At 70.3% G+C, this 20924-nt stretch carries 20 protein-coding genes; 10 read left to right on the forward strand and 10 right to left on the reverse strand.

The features are described from left to right. The first annotated feature begins 121 nt into the window (after positions 1–121). Positions 122–823, forward strand: a complete 702-nt coding sequence (locus ACWD5D_RS37260; protein ID WP_451377233.1) for an SDR family NAD(P)-dependent oxidoreductase — start codon at positions 122–124, stop codon at positions 821–823. A 384-nt stretch (positions 824–1207) separates the two neighbouring features. On the opposite strand, the gene ACWD5D_RS37265 is transcribed toward ACWD5D_RS37260, so the two are convergent. The 7 genes from ACWD5D_RS37265 to ACWD5D_RS37295 form a co-directional block, all read right to left on the reverse strand. Next, positions 1208–2389: a lipid-transfer protein gene (locus ACWD5D_RS37265; RefSeq protein ID WP_451377234.1), complete on the reverse strand. Its 1182-nt coding sequence runs from the start codon at positions 2387–2389 to the stop codon at positions 1208–1210. After that, on the reverse strand, positions 2386–2835 hold the full coding sequence (locus ACWD5D_RS37270) for a MaoC family dehydratase (protein ID WP_451377235.1): 450 nt from the start codon (positions 2833–2835) through the stop codon (positions 2386–2388). Before ACWD5D_RS37270 ends, ACWD5D_RS37265 begins: the two co-directional genes overlap by 4 nt. Further along, the gene (locus tag ACWD5D_RS37275; RefSeq protein WP_451377236.1) at positions 2832–3941 is read right to left on the reverse strand and encodes an acyl-CoA dehydrogenase family protein; all 1110 of its coding nucleotides are present in this window, start codon (positions 3939–3941) and stop codon (positions 2832–2834) included. The genes ACWD5D_RS37270 and ACWD5D_RS37275 overlap by 4 nt, the downstream gene beginning before the upstream one ends. Next, complete coding sequence (locus tag ACWD5D_RS37280; protein ID WP_451377237.1) at positions 3941–4909, reverse strand: bifunctional MaoC family dehydratase N-terminal/OB-fold nucleic acid binding domain-containing protein; 969 nt, start codon at positions 4907–4909, stop codon at positions 3941–3943. Before ACWD5D_RS37280 ends, ACWD5D_RS37275 begins: the two co-directional genes overlap by 1 nt. Then, entirely contained in the window at positions 4906–6072 is a 1167-nt protein-coding gene (locus ACWD5D_RS37285) for an acyl-CoA dehydrogenase family protein (protein ID WP_451377238.1), read from the reverse strand. The genes ACWD5D_RS37280 and ACWD5D_RS37285 overlap by 4 nt, the downstream gene beginning before the upstream one ends. Positions 6073–6153: 81 nt before the next feature. Further along, positions 6154–7809 (reverse strand): AMP-binding protein, encoded by a 1656-nt coding sequence (locus ACWD5D_RS37290; protein WP_451377239.1) that lies wholly within the window; start codon positions 7807–7809, stop codon positions 6154–6156. A 107-nt stretch (positions 7810–7916) separates the two neighbouring features. Further along, positions 7917–9110 carry a PucR family transcriptional regulator gene (locus ACWD5D_RS37295; protein WP_451377240.1) on the reverse strand — a complete coding sequence of 398 codons (1194 nt, stop codon included), beginning with the start codon at positions 9108–9110 and terminating at the stop codon, positions 7917–7919. 289 nt (positions 9111–9399) lie between these two features. Between ACWD5D_RS37295 and ACWD5D_RS37300 the strand changes: the two genes are divergently transcribed. Then, positions 9400–9942, forward strand: a complete 543-nt coding sequence (locus ACWD5D_RS37300; protein ID WP_451377241.1) for a hypothetical protein — start codon at positions 9400–9402, stop codon at positions 9940–9942. Between the two features lie 433 nt (positions 9943–10375). Beyond that, positions 10376–10588, forward strand: coding sequence for a hypothetical protein (locus ACWD5D_RS37305; protein ID WP_451377242.1), 213 nt, complete (start codon positions 10376–10378; stop codon positions 10586–10588). 211 nt (positions 10589–10799) lie between these two features. Here the strand turns inward: ACWD5D_RS37305 and ACWD5D_RS37310 are convergent, their stop codons facing one another. Next, complete coding sequence (locus tag ACWD5D_RS37310; protein WP_451377273.1) at positions 10800–11450, reverse strand: TetR/AcrR family transcriptional regulator; 651 nt, start codon at positions 11448–11450, stop codon at positions 10800–10802. Positions 11451–11666: 216 nt separating this feature from the next. Here ACWD5D_RS37310 and ACWD5D_RS37315 point away from each other — a divergent pair, with 216 nt between their 5' ends. From ACWD5D_RS37315 to ACWD5D_RS37325, 3 genes are all read left to right on the forward strand, one after another. Continuing rightward, positions 11667–13211, forward strand: a complete 1545-nt coding sequence (locus ACWD5D_RS37315; protein WP_451377243.1) for an FAD-dependent monooxygenase — start codon at positions 11667–11669, stop codon at positions 13209–13211. Positions 13212–13289: 78 nt separating this feature from the next. Further along, positions 13290–14222, forward strand: a complete 933-nt coding sequence (locus tag ACWD5D_RS37320) for a VOC family protein (RefSeq protein ID WP_451377244.1) — start codon at positions 13290–13292, stop codon at positions 14220–14222. Further along, a complete protein-coding gene (locus ACWD5D_RS37325) occupies positions 14222–15070 on the forward strand; it encodes an alpha/beta fold hydrolase (protein ID WP_451377245.1) in 849 nt (282 codons plus the stop codon). Before ACWD5D_RS37320 ends, ACWD5D_RS37325 begins: the two co-directional genes overlap by 1 nt. Before the next feature lie 96 nt (positions 15071–15166). On the opposite strand, the gene ACWD5D_RS37330 is transcribed toward ACWD5D_RS37325, so the two are convergent. Then, positions 15167–15943, reverse strand: a complete 777-nt coding sequence (locus ACWD5D_RS37330) for an IclR family transcriptional regulator (RefSeq protein WP_451377246.1) — start codon at positions 15941–15943, stop codon at positions 15167–15169. A 75-nt stretch (positions 15944–16018) separates the two neighbouring features. Between ACWD5D_RS37330 and ACWD5D_RS37335 the strand changes: the two genes are divergently transcribed. From ACWD5D_RS37335 to ACWD5D_RS37350, 4 genes are read left to right on the forward strand one after another with little or no spacing between them, the layout of a single operon-like run. Beyond that, positions 16019–17179, forward strand: a complete 1161-nt coding sequence (locus ACWD5D_RS37335; protein ID WP_451377247.1) for a cupin domain-containing protein — start codon at positions 16019–16021, stop codon at positions 17177–17179. A 2-nt stretch (positions 17180–17181) separates the two neighbouring features. Beyond that, the gene (locus tag ACWD5D_RS37340; RefSeq protein WP_451377248.1) at positions 17182–18009 is read left to right on the forward strand and encodes a fumarylacetoacetate hydrolase family protein; all 828 of its coding nucleotides are present in this window, start codon (positions 17182–17184) and stop codon (positions 18007–18009) included. Further along, a complete protein-coding gene (locus ACWD5D_RS37345) occupies positions 18006–18725 on the forward strand; it encodes a maleylpyruvate isomerase family mycothiol-dependent enzyme (protein ID WP_451377249.1) in 720 nt (239 codons plus the stop codon). Before ACWD5D_RS37340 ends, ACWD5D_RS37345 begins: the two co-directional genes overlap by 4 nt. Positions 18726–18756: 31 nt before the next feature. Further along, positions 18757–20040, forward strand: a complete 1284-nt coding sequence (locus tag ACWD5D_RS37350; protein WP_451377250.1) for an FAD-dependent oxidoreductase — start codon at positions 18757–18759, stop codon at positions 20038–20040. A 64-nt stretch (positions 20041–20104) separates the two neighbouring features. On the opposite strand, the gene ACWD5D_RS37355 is transcribed toward ACWD5D_RS37350, so the two are convergent. After that, positions 20105–20854: an IclR family transcriptional regulator gene (locus tag ACWD5D_RS37355; protein WP_451377251.1), complete on the reverse strand. Its 750-nt coding sequence runs from the start codon at positions 20852–20854 to the stop codon at positions 20105–20107. Positions 20855–20924: the final 70 nt, after the last annotated feature.

The following is a 20924-nucleotide window of genomic DNA, read 5'->3' on the forward strand; positions in this document are numbered from 1 at the left end:
GCGCCGCCGCGCCCGCACAGCCTGGTACTGCTGATCCACTGGCTGAGGCGGGCACTGTCTGTCTCTCGACGGGGCGAGGAGAGTGAAGGCGTCACCACCCCATCGAACACGGAGTGAACAGATGACCACCACATTGATCACTGGAGCGAACAAGGGCCTCGGTTTCGAGGCCGCCCGCCGTCTGATCGAGGCCGGGCACACCGTCTACGTCAGGGCACGCGATGCCCAGCGTGGCCGAACGGCCGCCGAGAGCCTCGGCGCCCGCTTCGTCCAGCTCGACGTCACCGACGAGGATTCCGTCAAGGCCGCCGCCGAATTCGTCCGTGCGGACGCCGGCGGCCTCGACGTCCTGGTCAACAACGCCGGGATCGTGGGCGCGGGCAAGCTTGGCCGAGTCGGCGAGGTCACCGGGTCCGACATGCTGACCACGTACGACACGAACGTCTTCGGCGTCGTGCGCGTCACGCACGCCTTCCTGCCGCTGCTGGAAGCGAGCGAAGCCCCGGTCGTCGTCAACGTCAGCAGCGGTCTGGGCTCGCCCGCGGCGTGCGCCGACCCCAGCCGGGTGGAGTTTCATGTGACGATGCTGGACTACAACTCCTCCAAGACCGCGCTGGTCATGGTCACCTCGCAGTACGCCAAGGCTTTCCCCGCCATCCGGTTCAACGCCGTGGACCCCGGCTACACCGCCACCGACCTCAACGGCCACCAGGGCACCCAAACCGTCGCGGAGGGGGCGGAGATCATCGTCCGCATGGCCTCGATCGGCGCCGACGGCCCGACCGGCGGCTTCTTCGACAAGACCGGCCCGGTCGTATGGTGACGACCCGCTGATGCGTCGGGACGGCAATCCAACGGATGGGCCTGTTCCCATGGCGCGGCTGCCATCACGCGCACTCGGGCATGCCCGGCATCAACCACGTTGGACAGTTCGCGCAGTGGTGTTTGCGGACGTCAACTCCACGCGGAACGGCGTTGGCCAGGCCAGGACGCTACGCCCGGACATCGTCGGCAGTTACGGTCCATGCGCGTGCGCGTCGTCCTGACCGCTCATGTCGTGTTCCCGCGTCCGGCCAGCCAGTGCTTTGACCCGGAAGGTTCGCCGGGTTGGCGCTCAGGCTGCTGAAGCCTCCGACGGTGCCGGAAGGTGCCACGCGGGTGCTGGGCGTGGACGAGTTCGCCTTCCGTAACCGCGCCCCCGGAGGGGTCATCGGTCGCCTCCCAGGATGAGCCCGCTGGTCGGCACGCCGGTGCCGGCGGTGACGAGTGTGTTGTCGACGCCGTCGGGCTGATTCACCGAGGTGCCGCGGACCAGCCGGACGCCTTCGGCGATTCCGTTCATGCCGTGCAGATAGGCCTCGCCGAGCTGGCCCCCGTGGGTGTTCATCGGCAGCCGGCCGCCGATCTCCAGGTTTCCGTCCGCGATGAAGTCCTTGGCCTCACCCGTGCCGCAGAATCCGAGCTCCTCCAGTTGCGGCAGCACCAGCGGGGTGAAGTGGTCGTAGAGGATCGCGGCGTCGATGTCGCCGGGGCGCAGGCCGCTCTGGGCGTAGAGCTGTCGGCCGACCAGGCCCATCTCCGGGATGCCGGAGATCGTGGGCCGGTAGTAGCTGGTCATCATGTGCTGGTCCGCGCCCAGGCCCTGGGCCGCCCCGCGGATGACGGCGGGCGGTTGCGGCAGGTCCCGGGCCCGCTCCGCCGACACGATCACCAGGGCCTGGCCGCCGTCGGTCTCCTGGCAGCAGTCGAGCAGGCGCAGTGGCTCGGCGATCCAGCGTGAGCTCTGGTGGTCCTCCAGGGTGATGGGGCGCTCGTAGAACCAGGCGGCCGGGTTGCTGGCGGCGTGCTTGCGGTCCACGACGGCGACCCGGCCGAAGTCCACGCTGGTGGCGCCGTACTCGTGCATGTACCTGCGCGCGAACATGGCCACCCACTGGGCGGGCGTGTTCAGGCCGAACGGAGTCATCCAGGCGTACGCGGCACGGTCGGCGGTGGTGTCCATCGGCCGGTCGGCCTGCCCGAGCCCATAGCGTTCGCCGGAGCGCTCGTTGAAGGCGCGATAGCAGACGACCACCTTCGCGGCGCCCGTGGCGACGGCCATGGCCGCCTGCTGCACGGTGGCGCAGGCGGCCCCGCCGCCGTATCCGATCCGGGAGAAGAACGTCAGCTCGCCCATGCCCGTGTTGCGGGCCACGTGGATCTCGGAGTTCGTCTCGGCGGTGAAGGTGACCAGGCCGTCGACGTCGGCGGGGTGCAGCCCGGCGTCGGCGAGGGCCGCGAGCACGGCCTCGCAGGCGAGTTGGAGCTCGCTGCGTCCGGAGAACTTGGAGAACTCGGTGGCGCCGATGCCCACGATGGCGGCGGTCCCCGCGAGGGCACTGCCGGTCATCGCACGTCCACCCTCTTCGGGAGCTCCACGACGGCCGTGCCGGTGACGTGGGAGCCCAGGCTGTTGGTGCCCTTCACGGAGATCTCGACGCGCCGGCTCTCGTCGGTCTTGGCCGTCACCGTTCCGTTCAGCACCAGCGTGTCGCCGGGGTAGTTGGGGGCGCCGAGACGGACCCTGATCGCCTTGACGACCGCTGCCGGGCCGGCCCACCCGGTGATGTACCGGTCGACCAGTCCATTGCTGGTGAGGATGTTCATGAAGATGTCTTTCGAACCTCGGTCGACGGCGAGCGCGGGGTCGTGGTGCACGTCCTGGTAGTCGCGGCCGGCGAGGGCCGTGGCGACGATGAGCGTCCGGGTCAGGGGGATCGTCAGCTCGGGGAGCGTGTCGCCGACGGCGACCTCGTCGTACGTCCTCGTGGTCGGCGGCGTGGTCGGCGTCGTCATGAGGCCACCGCTTCGCGGGCCAGGACCGCTCCGAGCCGCGACAGACCGGCGCCCGCCCCGCCCAGGGTCGTGGAGATCTGCTTGCCCCACAGGAAGTGGCGGTGCACCGGATAGTCGGTGTCCACACCCATTCCGCCGTGCACATGCTGGATGCGGTGGACGACGTTCAACCCGCCGTCGGTGGCCCACCACTTGGCCACCAGCACCGCCCGTTCGGCGTCTTCGCCGTCCTCGAGCGCGGTCACGGCCTGCCACAGCGTCACCCGCATCGCCTCGATGTCGATGTAGCAGTCGGCCAGTTGGTGCTGCACGGCCTGGAAGGTGGCCAGCGGACGGCCGAACTGGTGACGCCCGGTGAGGTACGTGGCGGCGTGCCGCAGCGCGCCCTCGGCCACACCGAGTTGCACGGCGGCCAGCGCGACACCGGCGCGGCCGACGGTCCACTCCACCACTGCGGTGCCCGGAGCGCCGACGGCGTCGGCGAGGGCATTGTCGAGGACGAGGTGGGCGCTCAGGTCGTGGCTGGTGGTCTCGGCCTGCTCCCAGGCCAGTCCGGTGGCGTCCGTGGCGACCAGGAAGAGGCCGGTGCCCGCGTGGGTGGTGGCGGTGACCAGCACCTGGTCGGCACCGGACGGTGAGGGCACCACTGCCTTGGTTCCTCTGAGCCGCCATCCCCGCCCGTCGGCCGTTGCCGTCGTCAGCGGTGCGACCGGATCGGCCGAGCCGAACTCCTCCAGCGCCAAGGTCAGCCGGGCCGTGCCGTCCACGGCCGACGGCAGCAGCGCCGACCGCTGCTGTACAGACCCGCGTGCGGCCACCGCCAGCGCTCCGACGACGGCGGGCCAGACCGGGACGGGCGCCACGCATCTGCCCTGTTCCTCCAGCAGCACGCACAGTGCGCCCAGTCCGAGGCCGGCTCCGCCGGTCTCTTCGGGGAGGGCGGTGCCGATCAGCCCGGCATCGGCCAAGTCCGTCCAGAGCTTGTCGTCGACGCGCGTCTCGGATGCCTCCACCGCCCGTACCCGCTCGGTGGTGGCGCGGTCGGTGAAGATCTCACGTGAGAGGTTACGGACTGCTTCGAGCTCTTCTGACAGGGAGAAATCCATCAGTGGTACTCCTTCGCGACCGGCCGGAACACCGGCAGCGACACGTCGGGGTCGGCGTCGAGCCAGTCGAGGACGACGGGCATGTCGATCTCGACGTCCTGAGGGGCGATGCCGACCAGGTCGGTGATGAGCCTGGTGCCCTCCACGAGTTCGACCACCGCGACGACCAGGGGGAACTCGAACGCGGGGTGGCGTGGGTGGTGGTTCACCACGAAGCTGTAGACGTGGCCGCGTCCCGATGCCTCGACGACGTCCCAGGCCAGGGAGTTGCACTGCGGACAGCAGGGCCCGGGCGGGTGCCGCAGGGCGGTGCACGACGCACAGCGCTGGATCAGCAGCCGGTGCTCCTTCGCCGCCTCGAACCAGAAGGAGTTGTCCTGGTTGACGGCCGGCCGGGGACGCAGCGCCGACGGCTCCTCGACCGGCTCGCGGACCGGCTTCGCGATGGGCTTCGTGGGCCGGAACCGCAGGGTGCGCCAGCGCTGGGTGGCGACGATCTCGCCGTCCTGGTCGCGGTAGGTCTTCAGGGTGGTGACGAACCGTCCGACGCCGAGCCCGGTCCTCTTCTGCGCCGAGATCGACTCGACGACCTCCTGCTGGCTGACGTGGTCGCCCGGCACCAGCTCGCGCAGGAACTCCAGCTCCGAGTCGGTCGCCACCACGGACGTGTAGCCGCCCTCGTCGAGCAGCTCGACCAGCTCGTCGAACCCGCGGCGGCCGGGCGCCGGGGACACCGTGGCGGCGAAGCCGCGCATGGTCCACGCCTGGACCATCGAGGCCGGGGCCACCACGCCGGCACGCCCCGTGGCACGGGCCGCCCCCTCGTCGACGTACACCGGGTTGCTGTCCCCCATCGCCTCGACCCAGTGCCGGATCATCGGCTGGTTCACCGGGTCCTGGCCCGGGGTGGGTGCGTTCAGCTCACGGCCGACGAACGCCTGCAGCCGTTTCTCGTACTCCTCGCTCACGCGCCGCGTCCCTTCCGGGGAAGCCCGAGGCCCTGGGTGGCCACCATGTCGCGGAGGACCTCGTTGACGCCGCCGCCGAAGGTGTTCACGATGCCCTGGCGCGAGAGCTGCTCCACCTGTCCGGCCAGCACCGCACCCGGTGACTCCGGACGGATCCGGCCCGCCACCCCCAGGATCTGGGTCAGCGTCCGCTGCACGTCGATATGGGTCTCGGTACCGTACACCTTGGCCGCACCGGCGTCCGCGCCGGTCAGTGATCCCTGGGCGACCGCACTGGTCATCTTCCAGTTCATCAGCCGCATCGCCTCCAGCTTGGCGTAGGTGCGCGCGAACTCCTGGCGGACCCAGGGAACTTCGATGGTCCCGTTGTCCTTGGCCCACTCCAGCGCCCTCTCCCACAGCTGGACCATCCGGCCGCCGAGTGCGGCCAGGCCGATCCGCTCGTGGTTGAGCTGCGCCGTGATCAGCCGCCAGCCGCCGTTCACCTCGCCCACCACATCGGTGACCGGCACCCGGATCCCGCTGTAGTAGGTCGCGGTGACGACCATGCCGCCGACGGTCTTGATGGGACTCCAGGAGAACCCCTCGGCGTCGGTCGGGACGATCAGGATCGAGATGCCCTGGTGCTTGGGGGCGTCCGGGTCGGTCCGGGCCGCCAGCCAGACGTAGTCGGCGGTGTTCGCACCGCTGGTGAAGATCTTGCTGCCGTCGACGACGAAGCCGTCACCGTCGCGGACGGCTCGCGTCGTCAGCGACGCCAGGTCCGTGCCCGCCTCGGGCTCGGTGTAGCCGATCGCGAACACGATGTCGCCGGACAGGATGCCGGGCAGGAAGCGCTTCTTGTGCTCCTGCGACCCGTACGACATGAGCGTGGGTCCGACGGTGTTCACTGTGACGAACGGGAAAGGCAGACCGGCCCGCTGGACCTCGTCGAAGAACACGTACTGCTCCTCGATCGAACGGCCCTGACCGCCGTACTCCTCCGGCCAGCCGATGCCGAGCCAACCGTCGGAGCCGAGCCGCTTGACCACCTCGCGGAAGCGGTTCCCGCCCACACCTTCCTCGCCGACCCGGCGGCGCTCGTCCTCAGGCATCAGGCCCGAGAAGTACGCCCGCAGCTCCACGCGCAGCCGGCGCTGCGCGGCGCTCTCGCGCACGTGCATGTGGTTCTCCTCTGTGTCGGTGGCCGGACTGTGCGGTCAGGGCCCGTGCGGTCAGAGCCCGTGCGGTCAGAGCCTGTGCGGTCAGGGAAGGAAGCGCTGCCGCCCGTTGGCGACGAACTCCGTGCGCAGCGTGGCCTTGTCGTCCTCGCCCATCACGGCGTATTCCGGCGCCCCGCGTCCGGCCCAGCGGTATACCGGGTCGTCGGTGGACCAGCCCTCGAGCTGCATCTCCTTCTTGCGCAGCTTGTTCGAGCCGGTGGTCGGCAGCGCGTGCGAGACCCGGACGAAGCGCGGTGCGCCCTTGGTGCCGAGATCCTCCTGCCGGGACAGGAACTCGGGCAGGCCCAGGTCCTCGAAGCCCGTCCCCTCGGGGATCTCGACGGCGGCCATCACCTGGTCCCCCGAGCGTGAGTCGGGCACGCCGAAGACCGCGGCGGCGAGGACGGCGGGGTGCCGGCGCAGGATGCGCTCGGTCAGGAGCGCGGAGGTGTTCTCTCCGTCGACCCGGATCCAGTCGCCGGAGCGGCCCGCGAAATAGAAGTAGCCGGCCTCGTCGACGTATCCGAGATCGCCGGTCCAGTACCACCCGTGGCGTACGCGCTCGGCGTTCGCGGCGGGGTTGTTGTAGTAGCCCTCGAACCTGGTGGCGCCCTCGGTGTCGACGATCTCCCCGATGGCCTCTTCAGGGTTCTTCACCGTCCCGCGCTCGTCGAGAACCGCCGGAGGGCATGTCTCGCGCGTCTCCGGGTGGACGATCCTCACGCTGTCGCGGGCGGGCACACCGAGTGCGCCGACGGGACCGTCGGGGGCCTGTCTGAGCATTCCGGCGCCCTCGCTGGAGCCGTAGCCCTCGACGAGCCGACATCCGAAGCGGCGCAGGAAGGCGGCCCTGTCCTCCGGTGAAGCCTCGGTTCCGAAGGCGTGGGTCAGCCTGTTGTCCCCGTCGTCGGCCTGCTCCGGCCTCGCCAGGATGTAGGAGATCGCCTTCCCGACGTAGGTGAAGAAGGTCGCGCCGAAATACCGTACGTCCGGCAGGAAGCCGGAGGCCGAGAACTTCGGTGTGAGGGCCACGCAGGCGCCCGCGGCCAGGGCCGGAGCCCACAGCGCCATCAGCGCGTTCCCGTGGAACAGGGGCATCGGGCAGTAGCAGATGTCGTCCCGGTCGATGTCGTACTTCGCGCTGTTGGCATGGCCGAGCGCGGTCAGCCGGCCCTGCGAGCAGATCGCCGCCTTCGAGGCGCCCGTCGTACCGGAGGTGAACAGCAGCAGCATCCGCGTGTCCGCGGCGACGGCCGGGTCACGGGTCGCCTCACCGGCGTGGGCGGCCACCTGCTTCGCGTACGCCGGATCGTCCACGAGCAGGAACCGGTCACGGTCCACGCCGACGTCCAGACCGTCGAGCAGCGCGAGCCCGGCCCGGTCAGTGATGATCAACTGGCATTCGGTGTGCCGCACTTCCCGCTCGAGAAAGGCGCCGCGGCGAGTGGAGTTGATGCCGACGACGGCCGCCCCGCCGAGGGCGGCACCGCCGAGCCAGAAGATGTGCTCCGGCACGTTGTCCAGCAACACCCCGATGTGGAAAGGGCCCTCGATGCGCAGCGACCTCGCCAGCGATGCGCGCGCCGCGCTCTCGCGGACGACCTCGTCCCACGACCAGGTCCGCTCCCGGGTCCGCAGACCCGCACGGTCGTCCCCGACACGGTCGAGGAGGAGGTCGGCAATCGTCTCGCGTGGCATCCTCGATCCCTCTCACCCCTGAGTGCAGCGGGTTGTGAACCATAGCCAGCCGGATCGGGCGCCGGTACGTGTGTTTCCCACTCAGCGGGACGTGAGGGGACTCGGAGTTACACCCAGTGCGACGGGATATGGGGGCCGTCGGTGCGCACGCCTCCCCCGCAGCCACCGACAGCCGCGGATGCCGCCAACTCCGCCGAGGTGAGCGCCATGCGACGAAGCATCAGCACCAGCGTGGCCATGAAACGGTCGATCGAATCCCCCAGGTCCCAGTCCATCTCGGCTTCCACATGTGTGAGCCGACTCGCCACCGTGCTGTGATGGACGTGCAGTTCGGCGGCGGTTCGCCGAAGTGAGCCGTAGACACAGAACGCCTCGAGCGTGTCCACGTCCTGGGCACCCGACGCGGATGCGGCAAGGGCGTTGATGCGTGCGACACCCCGGGTCTCCAGCAGGCGTTCAAGGGGAACGTCGGCGAGCAGGTCCAATGGCCCGAGCCGCCCGAACTCCACCGCACGCCGTCCGTACACGGTGGACGACGCGAACCGCAGTGCCCGGCGGGCCTGTGTCCACGCAACGGGTGCGGCCTGGACGCTCACGCGCTCGCCGATACCGACCCATGGTCCGCGACCACCACTCGGGCGCTGTGACGCCGGGTGTTGGGCGACGATCGCCGCATGCAGTGCGTCGCAGAGTCGCCGGCTCTCGAAGGGCGCCTGCATCAGAACCGCGGTCAGGTTCCCCATCGCGACCGAGGGGACGAAGCGACCCGGACACGTACGCTCGAGCAGTTCTACGACAGTGCCCACGTCCTCCGCGTAGAGGGCCAGCACCCGTAGGTCCCCACCAGGGTCGAGCCCCAACAACTCGACGGCCCGGACACGATCCTCTCGTCGCTCCCTGTCGGACAGGATCACCTCGACCATCGCCGGATCGCCCAGGCGCAGATCGGTTCTCGAAACCGACGTGACGTCCACCATGCGCAGCGTGTGTCGCAGTCGGTCCAGCAGGACCGTGTCCAGCGCGTGATCGGCTCCGGTACGTTCGAGCCATACCTCGAGATCTTGCGGCACCGGGCCGTTCGGGCCCCTGCTGTCGAGCAGATCACCCAGCGCGCCGTACCGTATGACGGTGCCCGAGGGCCAACGACAGCCGACGCCGCACCCCGCGAGTACGGCCGCGGATCGCACGACGGTGTCCGCGTCCGCCGCGGATTCTCCGAGCTCGTCGAAGTACGAGACGATCCCCATCATCGACGCCGGGTCGGCGCCCAGTTCGGACATCCGCAGCTGCTCATGCCTCATCTCTGACCTGTTTCCTCATGGCAGTCCGTCGACGTCGTCGATCCACCGGGCCCCGCAGCCTAGTGAGCCCTCTTCCTCCTGGACAGCGGTCGTCCTCAACAGTCCGCGCACGGCCCCGCGTCCAGCTACCCGACGAGAGTCGGGGGCGCCGTCGGAATCGCCCGACGACCGTCTGCTGTGAGTCCAACACGGCCGGGTCACAATCGAGGCTCCGAGGTCGGATCAGCAGAGATCGCGTCGACCGTCGGGCACAAAGTCCCATCCCCGCGACGGAACAGGAGCTCAATTCATGCCCGTTATCGACCCGACTCGCACATGGGCGCCGCTTGAGGAACGTCTTGCAATCACGACGGACGAACGGCACCGGGTGGTACTGAAAGCTGTCATCGAACATATGAAGGCCGAGGCGGCAGCGGACCTCGACCGGCTGATGGCGACCCTGAGCCCCACCCCCGCGTACCACTTCTGGTCCGGGGGAAACGACGTCGGACCGAAAGGCACCGACGGTGTGCGAACGTTCTACTCGGACTTCGTCGCGTCCCGGAGCAACGTCCTTGAATACGCCCTCGACCGGCTGGTTCTCGACGATCACTGCCTGGTGACCGAGGGATTCCTGAGGCAGCTCTATCCCGGCTCGTACGCGGCGCAGCTTGGATTCCCGGTCGACGACGAATCCGCCGACTACCTCATCGTGCACCGCCAGCTGCTGCTGTGGCCGGTCGACGAGAACGGATTGATTCAGGGCGAGGATTCCTACAGCACGGGGCCGGCGAGCATCACGAAGCTGTCGCCCGAGGAGCTCCCGCAGCAGTACGTCGATCTCGTTCGGTAGGTGTTTTGAACGTCGGCTGCAAGTCAGTGCGGGGCATTGCGTCGACGGTTCCGGCGGATGCGCCGGAACCGTCGCAACCGTCGACGCCTTGCGCGTCGGGCTGTGCCGGCTCGCGTCGGGCGGCAGACAGGTGGTGTGACGGACCGCGGCGAGCCGGATGCCGGCGACGAGGACGAGGCCTTGCCCGAGCTGTGCGTTCTGTGCGGTGTGGTGGTGGCGGACAGCACCGAGTGGTATTCCGTCCCGGACTTGTCGGTCGTCCACGCCGTCGACCCACGGCTCGACGGTTCTCCAGACACTCGGAGGTCTCGTTCAGGCGCCGGTAGAGCGGCGGCAGACGAGAGAAGAGTTCCTCCGATGGAGTCGCGTATCTCGCGCACACGCTGCAAGTCGGCGAAGGCGCCGTACCAGGCGCAGCGCAGTCACTCGATGGGTGCCGACCGGCAATGGAGACGGCTTCTGGCAGGCGAACGTCTCCTCGGCCCAGGACTTCCTGAGCTGGTACGAACGCCGGCTCGACCACATGCGGGACGGTAAGGACAACCCCGCGCTGGGCCTCACTTCTCCGTCGACCGTCGCAAGCGCCCTTCGGGGCTCCCGGGTCACTGCCGGGAGAACTCGGTGGCCGTACGCCGCAGAGGGCTGAGGGGACAGGACGCGGAACCGGGTTCCTCGGCGCCGCGTTGAGCCCGGCCCGCTCGGTCCTCGAACCGGGCGGCAGCGATCCGGCCCTGAGCCTGGAAGGCGCGCCTGTGGACCACGCTTCCCCGGGATCGTCGGCGCGGGCGAGAGGCCCGGCGTCCGGGCGGTGCGGACCCGCTGCGGGACCAGCGTCACCGGTGCGGGTCGCGGCCTCGTCAGTCGGCGGCGATGATTGCCGCGCCGAGCGCCGCGATGGAGTCGGCGAGTTGATCCATCCATGCTGAGACGGGCTTGCCGCCTTCGGACTGCAGGGCGACGAACGCGCCGTCGTAGCCGGCCATTCCGAAGGGGGCGAGGGCCTCCGCGATCTTGTCGGCGGTCTCTTCGCCCGCGCTCTGGAAGGACGAACGGATCATGTGCGCCATGTAGGCGCGCCCCTCGTCGCGGACCGCGATCACGGTCTGCAGGGCCTCGGGCGCCTCTGCCGCCTCGCGGCTCATCACCAGCACGAGCAGCAGGCGCAGGAACTCCTCGCCGTTCTCCATGACGTCGCCGGTCCGGCGCAGGTACCAGCGGAGCCGCTCGCGGGGGGTGCCGTCCTTCGGGGGGTTGCGATGGGCTTCGCGCATGGCGTCGAAGAAGCCGTGCGCGCCCTGTTCCATGACGGCCGAGAGCAGTCCCGCCTTGGATTCGAAGTGGTGGTAGAAGGCGCTCTTCGGCAGGCCGGTCTCCTTGGCGAGAGCCGACATCGAGGTTCCGGCATAGCCGCGTACGGACATCACGCGGGCGGCCGCGTCAAGGATCTCCTGCCGTGACCGGCGGCCGCGGCGGTTGGTGCGTGTCTCCGGCGCGGGCGGCTCGATCATCTCCACGTTCCGGAGTGTAGGCGACGCACGGGTGCGCTTCCCACCAGGGCCGATCACCGGGTCCCGCCACCGGGACCGGGTCTCGGTCATGCGGGAAATCCCTGTCCGGAATCTCTTGACGGGCTGCGGAGGGGCGCTGCTACCTTCAAAATGTACCGACCGATCGGTCCAAAACTTTCTGCCTTTGCGTTCGAGCCTGACCCACGGAGCCAGCGCATGACCAAGAGATACGACGCGGATGTCGCGATTGTCGGCTACGGCCCGACCGGTGTGATCGCCGCACTCACCCTTGCCAGATACGGCGTCTCCGCCGTCGCGTTCGAACGGGACCGGGACATCTACCCCCGGGCACGTGCCGTGACGGTCAACGACTGGACGATGCGGATCTTCCAGGACCTCGGCATCGACGAGCGGATCGACAAAGTGATCGACCCGCAGCGGGCCCTGCGCTGGATGACCTACGACCGCACGGAGATCATGCGGATCGAGCACCCGGCGTCCACCCTGGGCCGCACTCCGCGCTTCTACAACATCTACCAGCCGACGATGGAGGCCGAACTGCGCGCGGCCGTCCAGGAGCGGTACGACGACCTGGTCACCGTCCACTACGGCGACGAGGTCACCGGCATCGAGCAGGACACCGACGGCGTCACCGTCACCTCGACCGCCGACGGAGCGACCCGCACCACCCGCGCCCGGTACGCGATCGGCGCCGACGGCGGCAGCAGCGCCACCCGCGGCCGGATCGGCTGCAATCTGCTGGGCGACACCGACGACGTCACCTGGGTGGTCGTCGACTGTCACGTCAAGCGCTGGTGGCCCGACCGCGACTTCCTGACCTTCTGGTCCGACAAGGAGCGCCCGGTCGTCGACATCGCCCTGTCCGCGGGCAACCACCGGTGGGAGATCCCGCTCAAGCCCGACGAGACCCCGGCGGACTACCCCACGAGCGCCGAGATATGGCCTCTGCTCAAGGCGCTCGGCGTTTCCGAGGACGATGTCGAGATCCACCAGCACGCCTTCTACCAGCACCACGTCCGGATGGCCGACACCTTCCGCCGGGGACGGGTGTTCCTGGCCGGGGACGCGGCCCACCTGATGCCGCCGTGGGCCGGCGCCGGCATGCAGACCGGCATGCGCGACGCTCACAACCTGGGCTGGAAACTCGCCCGCGTGCTCAAGGGCGAGCTGCCCGAGAGCTGGCTGGACACCTACGAGGCGGAGCGGCGCCCCAACGCCGTCTTCTACACCGGCCTCGCGGTCGGCCTCGGCCGGGTGATCAAGCAGGAGGTCTCCGAGGAGGAGCAGGCCGCGATGAACGCGGTGCCCGAGAACACGGTCACCCCGTTCGAGCCGCCGCTCACCGCTCCGCCGGTACTGGCGGGTGGCTGGATCCGTGGCGAGAGCGGTGACGCCAGCGTCATCGGTCGCATGATCCCGCAGCCGATCACCGGTGACACCGCCGGCCGGATGGCCCGCCTGGACGATCACCTCGGCCACCACTTCGTGCTGCTCGGCGACGACGTCGACCCGGCGACGCTGCTGTCGGCCGAGGAGAAGGCCGGCTGGGACGAGCTCGGGGCCCACTACCGCGCGGTACGCCCGAAGACCTCGCACACCCAGGGGCCGGACGAACTGGTCGACCTGGACGAGGTCGTCCTGCCCTGGATGCGCCGGTACGGCGCCCGTGTCATCGCGGTCCGTCCGGACAGGTTCGTCGCCGCCGCCGACACCCACGGCCTCGCCGTCCCCGCCGTCTGACAGCGGGCCGTAACCCCACCACCCCGCGCAAAAGCCCGCGCAGAAGCGGGCGAAACGTCTGCCGAGAAGGAGAAGGACTTGTCTGGTGTCAAGGAGCTCGGATACGTCGTCTACGAGGTGAGCAGCCTCGCCGACTGGGAGCACTTCGGTGTCACCCTGCTCGGCATGCAGCTCGGCGAGAAGACCGGGAACGGGTTCACGCTGCGTACCGACGAGAAGGCCCACCGCTGGGTCGTCAACGAGGGCCCGGCCGACGACCTGGTGGCCACCGGTTACGAGGTCGAGGACGCGCAGGCGCTCGACGCGCTGGCCGAGAGGCTGCGTGCGGCCGGCGTCGAGGTCACCGAGGGCGACGAGGCTCTCTCCGCCGCCCGCAAGGTGGACCGGATCTTCGTCACCGCCGACCCGATGGGCAACCGGATCGAGCTGGTCGACGGCCTGGCCGACGCCGCCACGCCGTTCGAGTCCGCGTCGCTGCTCGGCGGCTTCGTCACCGGTGCCGGCGGCGCAGGCCACCAGGTGCTGCTGGCCCACGGCGTCTCCCGGGAGACCTACCTGGGCTTCTACCTCGACCTGCTCGGCTTCAAGATCAGCGACATCATCGTCGAGGAGCTCGCCCCGGGCGTCGTCGCCGACCTGATCTTCCTGCACTGCAACGGCCGCCACCACACCGTCGCCTTCGGCGACCTGCCGTCGCCGAAGAAGACCCATCACTTCATGGTCGAGGTCACCGACATCCGCGACGTCGGCCTGGCCTACGACCGGTGCATGGACGCCAAGCAGCCGTTCGAGATGACGCTCGGCATGCACCCGAACGACCACATGTTCAGCTTCTACGTCCTCACGCCGTCCGGCTTCAGCATCGAGTACGGCTGGGGCGGGCTGATCATCGACGACGAGACCTGGGAGGTGAAGACGCTCGACCGGCTGCACAGCTGGGGCCACCGACCCCCGGGCATCGTCGCCGGCCTGCTCGCCGCCGCGCCGAACCCGATGGGAGAGAACCACTGATGAGCATCGACCCGCAGGACATCGCCCGCATCGTCGAGACCGCCGACTGGAAGCTCCGCTACTACGAGGCGGGCTCCGGCCACCCGGTCATCCTGCTGCACGGCAGCGGCCCGGGCGCCACCGGCTGGAGCAACTTCTCCGGCAACATCGAGGCCCTGGCCGAGCACTTCCACGTGTACGCGGTCGACATGCCCGGCTGGGGCGAGTCGGACGCCGCCACGGTCGACCGGCTCGACCACGTCGAGGCCGCGATCCAGTTCATGGACGCCCTCGACATCGACAAGGCCGCCTTCGTCGGCAACTCGATGGGCGGCCAGACCGCGATCCGCCTCGCCACCGAGCACCCCGAGCGGATCTCCCACCTGGTCACCATGGGCCCGCCGGTCGGCATGCGGCTGCCGACCCTCTTCGGCGCCGGTGACGGCCCGTCCGAGGGCCTCAAGGTCCTGATCGAGGCCTACCGCGACGCCAGTGCGGAGAACATGCGCCGGCTCGTCGAGATCATGGTCTACGACAAGGCCCGGTTCGCCACCCCCGAGCTGTGCCAGGCCCGTTCGGACGCCGCGCTCGCCCGCCCGGAGCACCTGCGCAACTACGTGGAGGGCCTGCCCCAGGGCGCCCCGCTGCCGAAGTGGGTCAAGCCGGATCTGCTGCCGACGATCCAGGTGCCGACCCTGCTGATCCACGGCCGCGACGACCGCGTCGTCTCCTACGAGACCTCGCTGTTCCTGCTGGCGAACATCCCGAACAGCCGCCTGTTGGTGCTCAACCACTGCGGCCACTGGGCGATGATCGAGCACGCCGACGAGTTCAACCGGCTGGTCACCGACTTCGTCGCCAACAACTGAGCAACGGGCCGAACGGCCGAGAAGGGCCTGTACGACACCGCCGCGCCGGCGGCGTCGTACAGGCCCGCCCGCTTGTCAGGAGCTCTCCTCTGCTTGTCAGGAGCTCTCCTCTGCGAGGTCCTGCTCAAGGGCGTGCGCCGCCGCGTCCAGGGTGGCGACCAGAGACCGCAGGCGGTGCGGGTCGTAGCGCACGCTGGGCAGCGACACCGACAGACCGGCCAGCGCGGTGCCGTCCCGGTCGCGCACCGGTACGCCGACGGCGACCAGACCTCGTTCGGACCGCCCCCGGTTGACGGCGAACCCGTTGCGCCGCAACCGCCGCAGCTCCGCCCGCAACCGGTCGGGATCCGGGCGGTCGGACGGACGCTCCCGGGACCGCTCGGCATACACCTCGTCCAACTCCTCGTCAGAGAGCTCGGCGAGCAGCAGCAGCCCCGCCGTGGTGCGGTGGGCCGGGAACACCATGCCCTCCCGGGAGCCGACCCGAAGCGCCTGCCGGCACTCCACGCTGGCGATGAACCGCACGGTGTCCCCGGTGCGCACGATCAGGTTCGCCGTCTCGTCCAGCAGGTCGACGACGCGTTGCAGATGCGGGAGGGCCGCGGCCCGCAGCCGTGAGACCAGGGACTGGGAGTGCGAGGCGAGTTCCAGCACCGGGCCCGCGCGGTAGACGCGGTCCTCGCCCTGGACGGCGAAGTCCCGGTACACCAGCATCGCCAGGATCCGGTGCGCGGTCGACCTCGCGACGCCCAGCCGTTCGGCGATCTGCGACACGCTCGCGCCGCCCTCCAACTGCAGGATGGTCGCCGCCCGCAGTGCGTGGTCCACGCTGGCGATGGGGTAGGGCGGCGGGGTCTTGAGCGGCTTGTCCATGGCGTGCTCCCCGTGGTTGTTCTGCTCTACAGAATCTACATGTTCTCCAGAGGGAAACGGCGCACGCTTGCGCTTGTGACTCACTCCTCCCTCGCCCACGACACCACCTCGGGCTCTCCCGTGCGGCTGCAGGCCGTCTCCGCAAAGGGGCAGCCCGAGGTCACCCCGGCTCTCACGGAGCTGTACCGGGGCTTCGAACAGGAACTGCTCGTCCCGCTGTGGACCGAGATCGGCGACCTGATGCCGGCCCATCCGCGCTCGCGCGCCGTACCGCACCTGTGGCGCTGGGAACGGTTGCGGGAACTGGCCGCACAGGCCGGCGACCTCGTGCCGGTCGGCCGCGGCGGCGAGCGACGGGCCATCGCACTGGCCAACCCCTCCCTGGGCGGGCGGCCCTTCGCCACCCCGACGCTGTGGGCGGCGATCCAGTACCTGATGCCCGGTGAGGACGCCCCCGAGCACCGGCACACCCAGCACGCCTTCCGCTTCGTCGTCGAGGGCTCGGGCGTGTGGACGGTCGTCGGCGGCGATCCGGTGCCGATGAACCGCGGCGACTTCCTCCCGCAGGCCGGCTGGAACTGGCACGCCCACCACAACGCCACCTCCGAACCGATGGCCTGGATCGACGGCCTGGACATCCCGTTCCAGTACGTCACCGAGGCGCAGTTCTTCGAGTTCGGCCGCGACGAAAGCAGCGACGCCGAGCGGATCACCCCCGAGCGGTCGCGCTCCGAGCGTCTGTGGGGCCACCCCGGCCTGCGCCCGCTGTCGGCCGCCCCGGCCACCCCGGGCAGCCCGCTGCTGTCGTACAAGTGGGAGTACACCGACGCCGCCCTGCGCGACCAACTCCTGCTGGAGAAGGAGGGGTTCGGCGGCACCGTCGAGACCGGCCACGCCGCGGTGCGCTACGCCAACCCGCACGACGGCTCCGACGTGCTGCCGACCGTCCGCGCCGAGTTCCACCGCATCGCCCGCGGCGCCGAGACCGCGCCCGTGCGCGAGACCGGCTCCTCCGTCTACCAGGTCTTCGACGGCGCCGGTGTGGTGACCGTCGGGGAGAAGTCCTGGACGGTGACCCGTGGCGACCTGTTCGTCGTCCCGTCCTGGGAGCCGTTCTCCGCCCGGTCCGAGGCCGGTACGACCGACTCCGACTCCGGCGCCCTCGACCTCTTCCGCTTCTCCGACGCACCCGTCTTCGAGGCGCTCAAGCTCCACCGCACCCAGAAGGACGCCTGACCATGAAGCTCGCCACCCTCCGCACCGCCGCCGGCACCCGGGCGGTCCGCCTCGACGGCGACCTCCTGGTCGACCTCGGGTACGCCGACCTGGGGGAACTGTTCGCCGCGGCCGACTGGCAGGCCGAGGCCGCCGCCGCCTCCGGTACCACCTACCCGGTCGAGGGCGCGGACTTCGCGCCGGTCGTCCCCCGCCCGTCCAAGGTGGTCTGCGTCGGCCACAACTACACGAACCACATCAAGGAGATGGGCCGGGAGCTGCCGAGCTACCCGACCCTCTTCCCGAAGTTCGCCGAGACCCTGCTGGGCGCGGGCGACGACATCGTCAAGCCGGCCGAGACCGACGCGCTCGACTGGGAGGTCGAGCTGGCCGTCGTGATCGGCGAGAAGGTGCGCCGCGCCGACGAGCGGCAGGCCGCCGACGCCATCGCCGGCTTCACCGTCATGAACGACATCTCGGTGCGCGACTGGCAGTTCCGCACCATCGAGTGGACCCAGGGCAAGATCTGGGAGGCCTCCACCCCGGTCGGCCCCTACGTCGTCACCCCCGACGAGGTCGGCGGCGTGCGCCCCTCGCTCGAGGTGAAGACGGTCGTCGACGGCCAGGTCATGCAGCAGGACGACACCGGCACGCTGCTGTTCGATCCGGTCTTCCTGGTCCAGTACATCTCCACCGTCATCACCCTGAACCCGGGCGACATCATCGCCACCGGCACCCCGGCCGGCGTCGGCAACGCCCGCGACCCCAAGGTCTTCCTGCTCCCCGGCCAGACCGTGGTCACCGAGATCGCCGGCCTCGGGGCCTGCACCAACAAGGTGGTCGAAGCGTGACGGACACCGCACGGACCTTCGCCGACGCCCGTCGGTGGGCCCTGATCGGCGCCGAACTGACCTTTGATGCCGTCGCCGGGCTCGACGACGCCGGCTACGCCGCGCCCAGCGCGCTGCCCGGCTGGACCCGTGCCCACGTCGCCGCGCATGTCGCCGCCAACGCCGAGGCCCTGTCCAACCTGGTCCACTGGGCCGCCACCGGCGAGCCCACCCCGATGTACGCCTCGCCCGCGGAACGCGCCGCCGGCATCGTACGCGGCCGCGCTCTGCCGGCCGGCCGGCTGACCGCCTGGCTGCGCCGCTCCGCGGACGCGCTGGAGGCGCGGATGGACGAGCTCGGCGAGGAACAGTGGCGGCACGAGGTCGTCACCGCCCAGGGCCGGACCGTCCCCGCCACCGAACTGCCCTGGATGCGCTCCCGCGAGGTGTGCGTCCACGCCGTCGACCTGCTGACCGGCCTCTCCTTCGCCGACCTGCCGGCCGGCTTCCTCGCCGCCCTGTGCGACGACGTCGCCGGCAAGCGTGCCGCGGCCCCCGGCCCGGCCGTGACCCTGCGGGCCTCGGCCACCGGCGCCACCTGGGAACTGCCGGGCGACGGCGAGCCCGTCCCGGTCACCGGCGAACTGCACGACATCGCGGCCTACCTCACCGGACGCCACACCGACCTGCGCACCGCGGACGGCTCCCCCGCCCCCGCGCTGGGCGCCTGGCTCTGATCCGGGGCCTGCCCCACTGAAGGAACAGCACATGAACACAGAACCCACCCCTGCCGGACAGCCCGACGTCCTGGTGGTCGGCGGCGGCATCGGCGGCCTCAGCACCGCCTACGCCCTGTCCCGCCAGGGACTGCGCGTACGCGTCCTCGAACAGGCCCCGGAGTACGGTGAGGTCGGCGCCGGCCTGCAGATCGCCCCCAACTGCACCCGTATCCTCGCCGAGTACGGCCTGCTCGACGAGGCCAAGTCGCTGGGCGTCGTCCCGGAGAACATGGTGATGCGGGACGCGCTCGACTCTCAGGTGCTGACCCGGCTCGACCTGCGCGACCTCGAACGCCGCTACGGCTTCCCGTACATGGTCATCCACCGCAGCGACCTGCACGGCATCTTCCTGCGCGCCTGCGAGCGCGCCGGTGTCGAGCTGCTGAACGACCAGGTCGTCGTCGGCTACGAGAACGTCGACGGCGGTGCCCAAGTGCGTCTCGAGGACGGACGGGTGGAGTCCGCTCCGCTGGTCATCGCCGCCGACGGACTGAACTCAGTGGCCCGCCGTCAGCTGATCGGCGACGACGTGGTCAGCTCCTCCTACGTCGCCTACCGCGCCGCCGTCCCGATGGAGCAGGTCACGGACAACGGCATCGCGGAGAAGGACGTCACCGTCTACGTCGGCCCCCACCGCCACTTCGTCCAGTACGCCCTGCGCGGCGGCGAGATGTTCAACCAGGTCGCGGTGTTCGAGTCGCCCAAGGCCCTCGCCGGCCAGGAGGACTGGGGCACCCCGGACGAGCTGGACGCGGCCTTCGAGGGCAGCTGTGACACCGTGCGCAAGGGCATCCCGCTGATGTGGCGGGACCGCTGGTGGCGGATGTTCGACCGCGACCCGATCGAGACCTGGGTGCACGGCCGGATCGTCCTGCTCGGCGACGCCGCGCACCCGCCGCTCCAGTACATGGCGCAGGGCGCGATCATGGCGATCGAGGACGGCTGGGTGCTCGCCCGGCACTACGCCCGGCCGGCCGAGGCCGCCCCGGCGGGCGTCGAGCCGGAGTGGGACGGCGCGCTGGCCGCCTACGAGGCGGTCCGGGTGGAGCACTGCCGCCGGGTGCAGACGACGGCCCGTGCCTGGGGCCGGCTGTGGCATCTCGACGGGGAGGCCCGGCTCCAGCGCAACGCGATCATGCGGGCGCGGGACATCTACGACTACGCCTTCACCGACTGGGTGTACGGTCCGACCGCGCTGACGCCGGACGAGGAGCCCGAGATGTTCACGCCGATCCCGCTCTCCTCGGCGGCCGTCGAGGAGCCGGCGGCCTGACCACCCGCGTGCCCCGAACCGGGCCGGGTGTGACGCGATCGGCGTCACACCCGGCCCCGGCGTTTCAGGGGCGCCGGCGGGCGAGGGTGGAGCCGAGGGCCGTGGCCGCGGCGCGCACGGCGTTCGCATGGGATTCGGGGCGGAAACGTCCGACCGGGCCGGTCACGCTGATGGCGGCGACCACTGTCCGGCCGTCGGGGGTGAGGACCGGCGCGGCGACGCAGAGCAGGCCCGGTGTGGACTCCTCGATCTCGTAGGCGATGCCTGTCTCGACCGCGTTCACGAGCTGCCGGCGCAGCAGGCCCGGGGCGATCACGGTGTGCGGCGTGCGGCGTTCGAGCGGGGCGGTCAGCACGGCGGCCTGCTCGTCCTCGCCGGCGTGGGCCAGCAGCACCTTGCCGATCGCCGTGCAGTGGACCGGCATCCGTCCGCCGGTGCGGGAGGGCGCCTTGGCCTGGCGGTGTCCGCCGATCTTGGCGAGGTAGACGACCTCATGGCCCTCGAGCACGCCGAGGTGCACCGTCTCGTGGGTGCGTTCGTACAGATCCTGCAGAAACGGCATCGCCAGCTCCAGCAGGGTGCGTTCGGTGGCGGCGCGCAGACCGAGCTCGAAGAGGCCCCCGGAGAGCCGGTAGCCGTGGTCGGTCTTGTCGAGCAGCCGGTGGTGGACCAGGTCCCCCGCCACACGATGGACGGTGCCCTTCGCCAGACCGGTACGCCGCACCAACTCGGCGAGAGGCAGCACGGAATCGGCCGGGCCGAACGCGCGCAGGATCGCCAGTGCCTTGCCCAGGACGGTGTCGCTGTCCTTCATGGAGAAGAGCGTACCGCTGAGTGGAACGCCGTCGTGGAGCTCGAGCGCCCCATGCCGCAGATTGGACGAC

The organism is Streptomyces sp. NPDC002520, from assembly GCF_053595235.1.

Coding starts and splice junctions, on each gene's coding strand:
- ACWD5D_RS37260 (WP_451377233.1), top strand. CDS start 122: ATGACCACCACATTGATCACTGGAGCGAACAAGGGCCTCGGTTTCGAG.
- ACWD5D_RS37265 (WP_451377234.1), bottom strand. CDS start 2,389: ATGACCGGCAGTGCCCTCGCGGGGACCGCCGCCATCGTGGGCATCGGC.
- ACWD5D_RS37270 (WP_451377235.1), bottom strand. CDS start 2,835: ATGACGACGCCGACCACGCCGCCGACCACGAGGACGTACGACGAGGTC.
- ACWD5D_RS37275 (WP_451377236.1), bottom strand. CDS start 3,941: ATGGATTTCTCCCTGTCAGAAGAGCTCGAAGCAGTCCGTAACCTCTCA.
- ACWD5D_RS37285 (WP_451377238.1), bottom strand. CDS start 6,072: ATGCACGTGCGCGAGAGCGCCGCGCAGCGCCGGCTGCGCGTGGAGCTG.
- ACWD5D_RS37290 (WP_451377239.1), bottom strand. CDS start 7,809: ATGCCACGCGAGACGATTGCCGACCTCCTCCTCGACCGTGTCGGGGAC.
- ACWD5D_RS37295 (WP_451377240.1), bottom strand. CDS start 9,110: ATGAGGCATGAGCAGCTGCGGATGTCCGAACTGGGCGCCGACCCGGCG.
- ACWD5D_RS37300 (WP_451377241.1), top strand. CDS start 9,400: ATGCCCGTTATCGACCCGACTCGCACATGGGCGCCGCTTGAGGAACGT.
- ACWD5D_RS37310 (WP_451377273.1), bottom strand. CDS start 11,450: ATGATCGAGCCGCCCGCGCCGGAGACACGCACCAACCGCCGCGGCCGC.
- ACWD5D_RS37315 (WP_451377243.1), top strand. CDS start 11,667: ATGACCAAGAGATACGACGCGGATGTCGCGATTGTCGGCTACGGCCCG.
- ACWD5D_RS37325 (WP_451377245.1), top strand. CDS start 14,222: ATGAGCATCGACCCGCAGGACATCGCCCGCATCGTCGAGACCGCCGAC.
- ACWD5D_RS37330 (WP_451377246.1), bottom strand. CDS start 15,943: ATGGACAAGCCGCTCAAGACCCCGCCGCCCTACCCCATCGCCAGCGTG.
- ACWD5D_RS37340 (WP_451377248.1), top strand. CDS start 17,182: ATGAAGCTCGCCACCCTCCGCACCGCCGCCGGCACCCGGGCGGTCCGC.
- ACWD5D_RS37350 (WP_451377250.1), top strand. CDS start 18,757: ATGAACACAGAACCCACCCCTGCCGGACAGCCCGACGTCCTGGTGGTC.
- ACWD5D_RS37355 (WP_451377251.1), bottom strand. CDS start 20,854: ATGAAGGACAGCGACACCGTCCTGGGCAAGGCACTGGCGATCCTGCGC.